This is a genomic window from Ruminococcus sp. AM31-15AC (genome assembly GCF_003462045.1).
GTDB lineage: Bacteria > Bacillota > Clostridia > Oscillospirales > Ruminococcaceae > Hominimerdicola > Hominimerdicola aceti.
Map to the genome: position 1 here is coordinate 1 of NZ_QTYG01000067.1, position 11,165 is coordinate 11,165.

9 protein-coding genes and 1 pseudogene are annotated in these 11,165 nt (G+C 40.3%); 4 read left to right on the top strand and 6 right to left on the bottom strand.

The genetic code is table 11. From position 1 onward, the window contains the following. Positions 1-144 precede the first annotated feature (144 nt). The gene (locus tag DW793_RS12900) at positions 145-1,329 is read right to left on the bottom strand and encodes an MFS transporter (protein ID WP_118158375.1); all 1,185 of its coding nucleotides are present in this window, start codon (positions 1,327-1,329) and stop codon (positions 145-147) included. A gap of 111 nt (positions 1,330-1,440) precedes the next feature. On the opposite strand from DW793_RS12900, the gene DW793_RS12905 reads away from it, so the two are divergent. The 3 genes from DW793_RS12905 (at position 1,441) to DW793_RS12915 (ending at position 5,006) form a co-directional block, all read left to right on the top strand. Next, a complete protein-coding gene (locus DW793_RS12905; RefSeq protein WP_118158376.1) occupies positions 1,441-2,394 on the top strand; it encodes an AraC family transcriptional regulator in 954 nt (317 codons plus the stop codon). Between the two features lie 440 nt (positions 2,395-2,834). Next, positions 2,835-3,959, top strand: a complete 1,125-nt coding sequence (locus DW793_RS12910; protein ID WP_252969894.1) for an ADP-ribosylglycohydrolase family protein — start codon at positions 2,835-2,837, stop codon at positions 3,957-3,959. Between the two features lie 3 nt (positions 3,960-3,962). Further along, positions 3,963-5,006 (top strand): LEM-3-like GIY-YIG domain-containing protein, encoded by a 1,044-nt coding sequence (locus DW793_RS12915; RefSeq protein WP_118158377.1) that lies wholly within the window; start codon positions 3,963-3,965, stop codon positions 5,004-5,006. Positions 5,007-5,399: 393 nt separating this feature from the next. Here DW793_RS12915 and DW793_RS12925 read toward each other — a convergent pair whose 3' ends face one another. The 4 genes from DW793_RS12925 to DW793_RS12940 all read right to left on the bottom strand — a co-directional run bounded on the left by DW793_RS12925 (position 5,400) and on the right by DW793_RS12940 (position 9,300). Continuing rightward, positions 5,400-7,043, bottom strand: a complete 1,644-nt coding sequence (locus tag DW793_RS12925; protein WP_118158379.1) for a fibronectin type III domain-containing protein — start codon at positions 7,041-7,043, stop codon at positions 5,400-5,402. A 489-nt stretch (positions 7,044-7,532) separates the two neighbouring features. Beyond that, positions 7,533-8,210, bottom strand: a complete 678-nt coding sequence (locus DW793_RS12930) for a DUF4367 domain-containing protein (protein WP_118158380.1) — start codon at positions 8,208-8,210, stop codon at positions 7,533-7,535. Further along, entirely contained in the window at positions 8,197-8,736 is a 540-nt protein-coding gene (locus DW793_RS12935; protein WP_118158381.1) for an RNA polymerase sigma factor, read from the bottom strand. The genes DW793_RS12930 and DW793_RS12935 overlap by 14 nt, the downstream gene beginning before the upstream one ends. Positions 8,737-9,027: 291 nt before the next feature. Then, positions 9,028-9,300, bottom strand: a complete 273-nt coding sequence (locus DW793_RS12940) for a hypothetical protein (protein ID WP_118158382.1) — start codon at positions 9,298-9,300, stop codon at positions 9,028-9,030. A 271-nt stretch (positions 9,301-9,571) separates the two neighbouring features. Between DW793_RS12940 and DW793_RS12945 the strand changes: the two genes are divergently transcribed. Continuing rightward, positions 9,572-10,930, top strand: coding sequence for an ATP-binding protein (locus DW793_RS12945; protein ID WP_118158383.1), 1,359 nt, complete (start codon positions 9,572-9,574; stop codon positions 10,928-10,930). Positions 10,931-11,049: 119 nt separating this feature from the next. Here DW793_RS12945 and DW793_RS15500 read toward each other — a convergent pair. Next, a pseudogene (locus DW793_RS15500) lies at positions 11,050-11,154 on the bottom strand (AbrB/MazE/SpoVT family DNA-binding domain-containing protein); the annotation flags it as partial. Positions 11,155-11,165 lie beyond the last annotated feature (11 nt).

An 11,165-nucleotide genomic window follows, 5' to 3' on the forward strand; every position in this document is an offset into this window, starting at 1 on the left:
GTTGGTTATTCATGATACTTTAATTATACCACAAAAAAAGACTGCTGTCTTGCTTTTTGGCAAGATCGCAGCCTTTTTTCTTGGGGACTTTTTTTACAGCCCCTTTTTTCCTATTGTAGCTTTGCATAAACCTGCCGGATACGATCAGTTATTCCTGCGTCTGGCTCTGTTCAGCAGCAGGAGCGATATCATAAGTATCAAGGGAAATGCGCAGCCTGCGAGCATACCTTTCTGCATATCATCGCCTGCACGCTGGGTGATATTTCCTACAATAGCGGGACCGAGTGCTCCGCCAAGATCACCAGCCATGGCGAGGAGTGCAAACATTGCAGTTCCGCCGGTGGGTATTTTTCCCGAACAGATGCTTATAGATCCGGGCCACATGATACCTACCGAGAATCCGCACATTATGCAGCCAAGAAGACCGATTACAGGTATTACCGACAGGGATGCAGTGATGTAACAGGTCAGACACAGCAGTGCCGAGCCTATCATGAATTTCATAAGATCGAGCTTTTCGCCGTACTTCCCGTAAAGTGTACGGCTTATGCCCATCGTCACCGCAAACATACACGGTCCTGCAATATCTCCGACTGATTTAGTCAGTCCGAGAGCGGATTCAGCAAATGCCGACGCCCACTGCGCCATTGAAAGCTCCGAGGCTCCCGCACAAACCATAAGCAGTATCGTAAGCCAGAACAGCGGTACTCTGAGCAGGTCACGGATACGCATTCCCTCGCCGTCCTCGACGGGGTGTGCAATGGGACATACTGAAAAATTGTAAACATTCACCAGCGGAATTATCGCCCAGATACAAGAGAGCCACTTCCAGTTTTCTATGCCGAAAGCAGTAAAAAACAGTGTTGAAATGAGTATGACTCCGACCGAACCCCAGCAGTAGAATGAATGCAGCAGGCTCATTGCAGCTTCTTTGTGCTCAAACGGGCAGGCTTCAACTATCGGACTTACAAGTACCTCGGTCAGACCGCTTCCCATTGCATATATGACCGTGCTTATAATTATTCCTGAAAACGGATCGGGAAGCAGTTCTGGCAGAAAAGCAAGCCCGATAAGTCCCAGCGCAGAAAACACCTGCGAACCGATAACGCATTTCCGATAGCCGATCTTGTCGGCGAAACGTGCGCACAGCACATCTATGATAAGCTGAGTAACAAAGAATACCGACGAGATAAGGGCAATTTTTCCAAACGGAATACCATAGCCATTGTGAAATGTGAGAAATAGAAGCGGAGCGAAATTAGCCGCTATTGCCTGTGTGATGAATCCAAGATAGCAGGATATAAGTGTTTTTCTGTAATTCACAGCCATATTGACAAACTCCTTTACAAATGATATAATCAGATTATATAGTAAATATCGTAATATTTCAATACACAAAATCACATTTTTATTACACAATATCGTAAATCGGGTGAGAACATGGGAAATGAAATCAAAAAGGACAGGATCACAACGGACGAAACCTTACGTGAAACTGCAAGTCACGGCAGCGAAGAATATCCGTTCAGTTACTATTATGAGGACATCTGGGATTTCGATTTTCACTGTATCGACTGGCACTGGCACCCAGAGGTCGAATTTGTTTATGTACAGCATGGCAAGGCTGATTTTCTGGTGGGTGGAAACAGGTATGTTCTAAGCTCGGGCGATGGGATCTTTATAAATTCTCAGGTGATACACAGGTTTGAAGCAAAAGACAGCGCCATCATTCCGAACATTGTTTTTTCACCTGTTCTGCTTGCGCCGCAGGGCAGTCTGATATACAGCAGATACATCAGACCGATAATTGAATCAACTACCGAATGTGTGATTTTTTCCGCTGAAGAAACAGCGCACCACAGCATTATCGAAACAATGAGGTCGGTATTTGCTGTGCAGGGTTCTGGCACGGCTTCTGAAATGGAAACGGTAGAACTGCTGCTGAAACTATGGCGCCTGTTATATGAAAGCATACAAATAACAGACTGCGGCCCCGTGTCCGGGCATTCTGCACAAACGCAGGCTAAGCTTCAGATAATGATGCAGTATATTCATGATAATTACAGCGGTCAGATAACACTGGACGATATTGCAGGAACAGTTCTTATAAGCAAAAGCAGTGTCCTCAATATTTTCAGGATATACCTGCACACATCGCCGATAAATTACGTTGTAGAATACAGACTGAAACGTGCGTCAAAGCTCCTTGTTGATACCGAAAACAGCGTTTGTGCCATAGCGCATGAAACAGGATTTGAGAACATCGGCTATTTCTGCCGCAGATTCAAAAAGCTGTACGGCGTTACACCGATAAATTACAGAAAATACTATCGCAGTGCAGAGCGTAATTCAATGAGAAATATACATTCTGACACAAATGTCCTGTCGGGCTGATGAAATAGCTAAACTTGATAAATATCAGATTTAAGAGAGTATGACAAAATCTGCAAGCAGAGAAAAGAACACCTTAATAATACAACTCAGATTATTGATGAGATCTTGTCTGAAGGTTCCGGAACAATCTGCACCGCCAACGGTGGGCTGCTCCGGCAGACCGAAGAAAGCTCTACTATGATCATATCTTTCTCGCTGCATAATTCTTGTTCGAATAAAATGTGTCAAGTGATATTGACAAAACCAAAGCAGCTCTATGGACTTTTTGAGATTGGGTAATTTACTCTATGTAGTTGCTTGAAGTTTATTATACTTCTTTAGTCATCGGTGGGGCAGATGCGGAGGGTTTGACGGTTACTTTTACTGTACAAAATTATTTCCCACAAACCTTTATAAATGTAGTATAATAAAAGAAATTAAGATCATAGGAGGAAAACAAAATGGATGATATGCTTGATAAATACAGAGGCTCGCTGGTCGGTGGTGCTGTGGGTGACGCTTTGGGGTATGCCGTGGAATTTTGCAGTGAAAGACAAATTTTCAGCGAATATGGAGAAAATGGCATAACTGAATATGCGCTCAAAAATGGCAAAGCCCTTATTTCTGACGATACTCAAATGACGATGTTTACTGCAACTGCGTTGCTGGACGGGATAACAAGGGGCAAGCTTCGTGGGATAATGGGCGACTTTTCGACCTACATGGCATTTGAGTATCAAGGTTGGTATCTGACACAGACCGCAAATTATCCTGTTGATATTGAAGAAAATTATGCGAAATATAGCTGGGTCATGAATTTGCCTGAAATGTTCAGCCACCGTGCACCGGGAAATACTTGTTTGTCAGCCTTGGCGGCAGGGGGAAAAGGTAATATAGAAAAGCCTATAAATAACAGCAAGGGCTGTGGCGGAATAATGCGTGTCGCACCTATCGGGCTATATTTTTCAGAGGGTAAAATGGATATCGCAAGTATTGATAAGATAGGCGCTGAATGTGCCGCTATTACTCATGGGCATGAGCTTGGATATATCCCTGCGGCGGCTCTTGTTCATATGGTCAGTTTGTTGTCCCACAATAATGATATCACACTGCTTGAAGCTGTCACGAGTTCGGTAAGGACAATGCAGCAGATATTTAACAGAGCTAAATATATTGACGATTTTGTGGAATTGATCGAGCTTGCGGTCAAGCTTTCACAGTCAGACGGCAGCGACCTCGACAATATACATAAGCTTGGCGAGGGCTGGGTGGCTGAGGAGACTTTAGCTATTGCAGTGTATTGTTCACTGAGATATCAGGATGATTTTGATAAAGCTGTATGCACAGCGGTCAATCACAACGGCGACAGCGACTCAACAGGTGCAGTTTGCGGAAATATTCTTGGCGCATATCTTGGCTATAATGCAATACCACAAAAGTTTAAGACGAATTTGGAATTTCATGATGTTCTTTTGACCCTTGCAGATGATCTTTACAACGATTGTCAGATGTCTGAGTACAGCGACAATTATGACAAGGTATGGCTTGATAAGTATGTTCATAAGACGTATGGAAAGAGGGGATAGGCTTTGAGCGAGCGGAATGACGAACTCACAAGACTTAGTTACACCTTGGGCGAGAACATGGAAGACAGGTTTTATGTTTATATGCTGCAAGACGATAATGGAAAGCCTTTTTATATCGGCAAAGGGCAAGGCGGACGAGTGTTTTGTCACGAAAACGACGCTGATAAGCTGTTAGAAATTATACGCTCAGAAAACGGAGATAGAAATGTCGATTATTCCAAATTATCTGAGAAAATAAAAACTATCATTAAAAGTAGCGGCAAGGTTGAAAAGGTCATAATAAAATGGGGGTTGACCGAAAATGAAGCATTTATGTGCGAATCTGCGCTTATGAATATGTATGATCACATTTTTCCTGAAACGCTCACCAATATTTCTAATGGTCATGCAAGCAATGCTGAAAAGCACTCTCACGCACTTGACGGATATAAAACGAAAGCGAGAAATGTGCAGGATTTTCTTGATAATGTTGCCATAAGAGAAGTGGATTTCAAAGAATACTGTGGAAATATCCCTGTTGTTTTCATTACAATAAATAAAAGCTATCCGCTTATGTACAAGGAAAAATGTGCCAACTTGCAAAGGGAAGATTTTATATACGATTCAGCAAGGGGCTTTTGGGATATAAACATAAGGCGTACAAGGTATGCAAAATATGTTTTAGCACTTTATAGGCAGATAGTGGTAGGTGTGTATCCTGTTAATGAGGATAGCTGGAGAGTTACAACAGACTTTGATGAAAAGGAATTCCCCATATATCCCAAGAAATATCGAGAAAACGATAAACTGTTGATACAAAAGAATAGGACTTATGACGAGTACAAACGTCTTGGCGGACAGAATGATGAAAAATGGTTTGATACACGTCGGAAGAGAATCGGTTTTGAAAAGTGCAAGCCTGAGAACAGCGAGGAATATTCGTATCTATGCAAACTAAAAGGCACATATCTCAAGGACAGATTTTTCAAAAACCAAATGTCAGTATATAATTATGACGTGGACAAGGACGGAAAGCTGAGATTTTATAGTTCTGCAAACTGGTGTTAATAGTGGCGGCTATTTCAACTTCCATGTTGATAAATGTAAGCTTTTTCAGAAAACATGTTGTAATATATGACAATTTGGAATAAGGCTGTAGACAAATGGGGCGATTGGCAAGCTGCACAGCATACAGCTAAGAAATATGATGATGACGGATATCTTCGCAAGAATGAATAGCATAAACAAAAATAAGCTGCTACAGAAAAAATCTGTGGCAGCTTATTCTATTCAGAACAGTCCTAATTTTAACCTATCAATATTAGCTCCTGATATCTGTTTGTACGAATCCATAAGATTTTGGATCATATTTAATGACGAGCGGTTCGAAGGATCAGTTACATAGTGTATTGTCGGCGAAAATTTATTATACGAAAAAACGGCTTTGGTTTTATAGGCATATTACTTCTTCGTTGTCACACTCTTAACAGCCGACCATTCTCCATAATATTTCGTACCCTTTACTACAGTATAAGAGCGAACCTTGACATAGTATTTCTTGCCTGCTGAAAGCTTGGATACTGTCATCTTGTCTGTCTTGTTGTTTGTGACAGTGATCTTCTTTGAACCTGTAAACTTAGAGTTTGTGGCATACTGCACCTCATAACCTGTTGCAGAGCCTTTCTGCGCCCAATCAATAAAGAAAGCCTTTGACTTCGCTGTGAGCTTCTGTATCTTCTGCTTGGCAGGGTTTATCTTGAATGTCTTGCTGACAGTTCCGCCGTATTGTCCTTTGCCTGTTATCTTTACTGTGGCCGTTCCTACCTTTTTGTTGTTTGAATATGAAACTGTGTAATCTGTGCCGCTTTTAAGCGTCTTGCCGTTGTATTTTACCTTTACGCTCTGCGTGATATTCTTTCCTGTGTATGTCTTTGTAGAAATACCTGAGATAGCTGACTTTGTAATGTCATACTTTGCGGCGGTAACATTTTTGCTGTCTGACCATGCTCCATAGTATACCTTTTCGCCAACGTTTGTGTAGGAACGTACACGAACATAATATTTATTTCCTGCTGTCAGACCGCTTATGGTGAGAGTATCAGGCTTGTTTGCGGTAAGCTTTTTAACCGTGCTGTCCTTAAAATCAGCATTTGTGCTATATTCTATCTCATATCCTGTTGCAGAGCCTTTCTGCGCCCAGTCTATGAAAAAGCCTTTGAAGCGTGTTTCAAGCTTCTGTATCTGCTGTTTTGCAGGCAGTATATCAAAGCTTGACTTTATCTCGCCTGTGTATGAGCCTGTTCCTGTTATGGTGACTTCAACAGTACCCACCTTTGTGTTTGCAGAATAAGTAACAGTATAGTCAGTACCCTCATCAAGGACGACATTGCCATTTTTGATAACTATATTTTGCGTAACAGGCTTACCTGTGTACTCTTTGTCCTTAATACCTGAAACGGCAAGCTCATCAATTTTCACCTGATATATATCATAGGCAATGCCGTTCTTTTTGGCATATTCCTCAGCAGCACTGTTCTTAGCGCAGGTCATTGAGAAGTTTTTATTAAGTGTAAGTTCTGAGCCGAAAGTATAACCAAAAGCCTCAGCGCCTATTTTCTTTACACTTACAGGTATGTATACCTTGGAAAGTGAAGTGCAGTTTTCAAAGGCATAATCGCCTATTTCTTCAACACCATTGCCAAACGTCACGCTTTCAAGGGCTGTGCAGCCGTAAAAGCTCCCATCGTCGATATATTTTACTGTATCAGGAATGACCACTGATTTGATATACTTGTTATTTTCAAAAGGACCCTTTTTTGCTCCAATAGGGTGGAAGCTTGTAGGTTTACCCGCCCAACCTGTCAAGGCTGTGACAGTTAAGCCGTATATTTCAGAGGGTATCACAACGTTCTCATCAGTGCCATTATAGCCTATTATTTCAGCGGTCTTGTTTGCAGCGGTCATGTAAACAAAATCTCCGTATAAGGCATATTCTGTGCTTGAAACTGATGAACTGTCATCGGCATAAGCTGATATTGGCGCAGCCATGCCTGTGAATGTCATTGTTATTGCCGCTAATCCGGCGAGATAGTTTGTTGTTTTCATATTATTAACTCCTTTTCACAATATTTTTCTTTGGTATATTAATTTTCTAAAATGTCTGCTTGACCACAATTCTGGTCACAGTTTTGGAACTGCCTTGTACTGTTGACTTACAAGTTGCATTTTTTGATGAGATACTCACTATCGATGTGATCTTGTTGGTATACGCATACCTTGCGCCGATCTAATCTGTTATTGCAAACTCTTCGCAAGAAGCAAAAACAGATATAGTCATACAACAGGTCAGTATAACTGTCAAAATTAAGCATATAAAATTCTTCATCATTTTCACCGCCTTTCAATTATATAAACCGAAGAAGCAGTGAAAATGGCTGATTGAAATACATAAGTTTGTATGTTTTCACAATTGCACGTACTTGTTTTTATTATTATTGCATAAAAAATGTGCACTCCTTTCCTCAAGATTTTGTCCCCTCATATAGTAAGATACAAGCTTGAGTGAATTTGTACACACTTTTTCAGAAAAATATTTTATTTTGTAGAGTTTACCGAATCAGCCATCTTAATTATGTCACTTTTACACAAATCTCCGGTTATTGTATAAGAATATCTGCCATCAGTCCATACAATAGTTGATGTATCGGCATCGTAAGACAGCAGAGCGTCATTGTCATTTATCGATACCTTTTCAGTTGTCCTGTTTTGCGTATCTATCTGATTATTCGTTAATATACTGCTTTGAGTGTACTCGATAAATTCATTATTAGAAGAATAATCAATGATAAGCATAGTTTCTTCTTGAGTTCGGTCATGTTCAGCAAATCCATTTGGGATATGTGTTGGTTCACAACACACAAAAGCATCTGTAAGATCATCGGCAGGAACATCACCATGTACATTCCAGACATCAGTATTATTATCATTGCTGCTTGCAAACAAACCAACAAACCATTCTCTTAACGGCGGAACAGCAGCTACTGTTATCGATCCGATCATAAGCACTGCGGCAATTATGAATATCATCCTTTGCAAGGTCGTCTTTATCAATGAATGGGGTGTTTTATCTTGATCTTTGGTCAATCTGCGGATCCTTCTTCTGTATGCTGATGAAAAATCACATTTTTCATCAGATATCAGCTGCATTTCTTTTGCACATGGCAGAACAACTGCTTGTTCGATCGCTTTGCAGAAATTTTCATTTTCGTTCATAGTTTGCACCTCTCAGCTTCTCCAATAAAATAGCTTCAGCTTTTCTCAGATACTTATATACTGTATTTCTGGATATCCCCATTAAATCAGCGGTTTCATTTGCGTTGTGACCGTAATAATAAAAATAAGTGATAACAGCTTTATACTTGTCTTCAAGCTGACCAATAGCGTTAGTCAGATCAGAAATATCATACTCATTAAGCTTAGCTATATCCGGCACATATTCAGAATCCTCAAATGAGTCATTTTCAAAATATTTTTTCTCCGTATTGTAGATCCGATATGATGCCCTTCTAATAGTTATAATCAAATAAGCGTCCATTTTGTACACAGGCAAATTGTGAACTTTCTTAAAATTGTCTGCTATCCTGTAAAAAGCCTCCCAAACGGCTTCTTCTGCCAATTCGTGTGAATTAAGAATTTTAAAGGCTTCACGATATAATTTTCGTTCATATTTATTTACTATATTTTCAAAATCACTTTTATCTTCCTCATCATCGATCAATGCCATATATATCGGCAACATACAATCACTCCCTTCCTATCTCCATTTCAGAATATTATCAGTTTCCAAATTAAGTATATCATATTTTCATACACCATGCAACAAGGTTCTCTAAAATTTTACTTGTGTCGAATGCTGACTTGTAATTGCATAACAAAAGCGGCCAAGATGAAGGGTAATAACAAAAAAATGCCTAACCAAAAATCTCCATAATAAAAAGTACCCTCAACTTTTGTTTAATCACAAACACCGCCGCAAGTCACAAATGCGTGACCTGCGGCGGTGAATTTGGTTCTGTATGATATGTTTTAGTTAAGAGTGTGCACCGTCCATCCAAGAACCATAAGCTTGCGATTCTATTTTTTCTTTACTCATTTCTTCAAATTTTGAGATAGTATCACATAATTTCCTGTCATAATACGAACAGCAGTTATACATATCGTTATTGATCTTTTTAAAATCAGTATTTACATTAACGCCTTTATCGGAACAGTAAACGATGTATTCATGTCCGTTTGAAATTCCACGAGATATAATATTTGCCTCTGATATTTGAAAAAATGGCTGTGATATATTGGTTTTCATATTTTATCCTCCAAATACTGATTTGATGCTACGATCAACTATCGCATTCAGTTTTTTCTTTGTTTTGAAATATTATACCACGGCATAATTTAACTGTCAACCACACCAAAACGGCAAAAGCTGCTTGATTTATCTCTTGATTTAATTTGCAATGTGTGGTATAATAGCTATAAACCTGCGTATAATACGATCATAAGATATATGTAAACCTGCGTATTATTGAAATTGAGAATATATTCTAACCTGCGTATTATCAAAGTGAGGTGTTGTTATGATACTAAAGCGTAAAATGTACAATAAGCTGCTGACGCTGAAAAAAGAACTTAATGGTAAAAAAGCCTTTCTTATCGAGGGTGCAAGACGTATCGGCAAGTCTACTATCTGTGAGGAGTTTGGCAAGAACGAGTACAAGAGCTATATCCTGATCGACTTTGCAAAATGTCCCGATGAGGTCAAGGGCTATTTTCAAAAGCATATGAATGACCTCGACACGTTTTTTATGCTCCTGTCCACATATTATGGTGTGAAATTGTTTGAACGTGAGTCGCTTATAATTTTTGACGAGGTGCAAATGTACCCAAAGGCAAGAGAATGTATTAAATATCTCGTTGCCGACGGCAGATATGACTATATCGAAACAGGCTCGCTGATCTCCATCAAGGAGAATGTAAAAAACATCGTCATTCCGTCGGAGGAACGTCATCTGAATATGTATCCGCTGGATTTTGAGGAGTTTTGCGATGCTTTGGGTGAGGGGCAGATCATTGGCTATATCAGAAAATGCTTTGCAGACAGAGAACCCCTTGAAAACGAGCTGCACCATAAGGCAATGCTGCTTTTTAAGCAATATATGCTTGTGGGCGGTATGCCGCAGAGTGTTATTGCGTTTCTTGAAAGCAGGAAGGATTTTGATAAAGCTGACGTTGAAAAGCGTGATATACTCGCACTCTATCGCAGCGATATTATGAAGATCGATGCAAGGTATCGCAGCAAGGTGCTTACCATATTTGATCAGATACCGGGACTGCTTTCTCAGCACGAAAAGCGTGTGGTGTTCAGTAATGTTGTCGCACAAAGTACGGCGGATCAGTATGAAGAAACATTTTTTTGGCTGTCAGATTCTATGATATCCAATGAGTGTTTTCTATGCAACGATCCGAATGTTGGGCTGTCGATCAACGAAAACAGAAGTTATGTAAAGTGTTATCTCGGTGACACTGGGCTGCTCGTAAGCCACGCATTCGATGAGAACGAACTGCTTGAAGATGAGGTCTACAAGCAGATACTCGGTGACAAGCTGAACATGAATGAGGGTATGCTTTACGAGAACACCATTGCTCAGATGCTGACGGCAAACGGTCACAAGCTGTATTTCTATACACATTACAACACTGAAAAGCACCGAAACGATATTGAAATAGATTTTCTTATTTCCAACAACAGTAAGCTGAAATACAAAATGTATCCTATTGAAGTTAAGTCCGGCAAGCGATATTCCATAGAGTCCTTGAAACGCTTTAGGGAGAAGTATAAGGCGAGGATCGGAGAGTGCTATGTCATTCATCCACGTAGTCTTTGTTTCAAAGAGGATATAGTTTGTATTCCGCCGTATATGACAATATGTCTGTAAAAAACCGCCGTTCGGGAACTAGCCTGAACGGCGGTTTTGCTTTTGTGTCACTTTATGTACAGCCTATCCGCCAATCTGAGGAGTGTAAGCAGGAAGTCAAAGTCGGTTTTCAACGTTGTCTGCAACGGGTCGCCCTCACGGATACGCATGGTGCGCCTTATTTCTTTAGGTATGACAACTCTGCCGAGATCGTCGATCCTGCGGACAATTCCTGTTGCTTTCATATTTATGACCT

What these genes read in the sequence shown, in the direction of transcription:
- DW793_RS12900 (WP_118158375.1), bottom strand. Translation starts at nt 1,329, where the DNA reads ATGGCTGTGAATTACAGAAAAACACTTATATCCTGCTATCTTGGATTC.
- DW793_RS12905 (WP_118158376.1), top strand. Translation starts at nt 1,441, where the DNA reads ATGGGAAATGAAATCAAAAAGGACAGGATCACAACGGACGAAACCTTA.
- DW793_RS12910 (WP_252969894.1), top strand. Translation starts at nt 2,835, where the DNA reads ATGGATGATATGCTTGATAAATACAGAGGCTCGCTGGTCGGTGGTGCT.
- DW793_RS12925 (WP_118158379.1), bottom strand. Translation starts at nt 7,043, where the DNA reads ATGAAAACAACAAACTATCTCGCCGGATTAGCGGCAATAACAATGACA.
- DW793_RS12930 (WP_118158380.1), bottom strand. Translation starts at nt 8,210, where the DNA reads ATGAACGAAAATGAAAATTTCTGCAAAGCGATCGAACAAGCAGTTGTT.
- DW793_RS12935 (WP_118158381.1), bottom strand. Translation starts at nt 8,736, where the DNA reads ATGTTGCCGATATATATGGCATTGATCGATGATGAGGAAGATAAAAGT.
- DW793_RS12940 (WP_118158382.1), bottom strand. Translation starts at nt 9,300, where the DNA reads ATGAAAACCAATATATCACAGCCATTTTTTCAAATATCAGAGGCAAAT.
- DW793_RS12945 (WP_118158383.1), top strand. Translation starts at nt 9,572, where the DNA reads ATGATACTAAAGCGTAAAATGTACAATAAGCTGCTGACGCTGAAAAAA.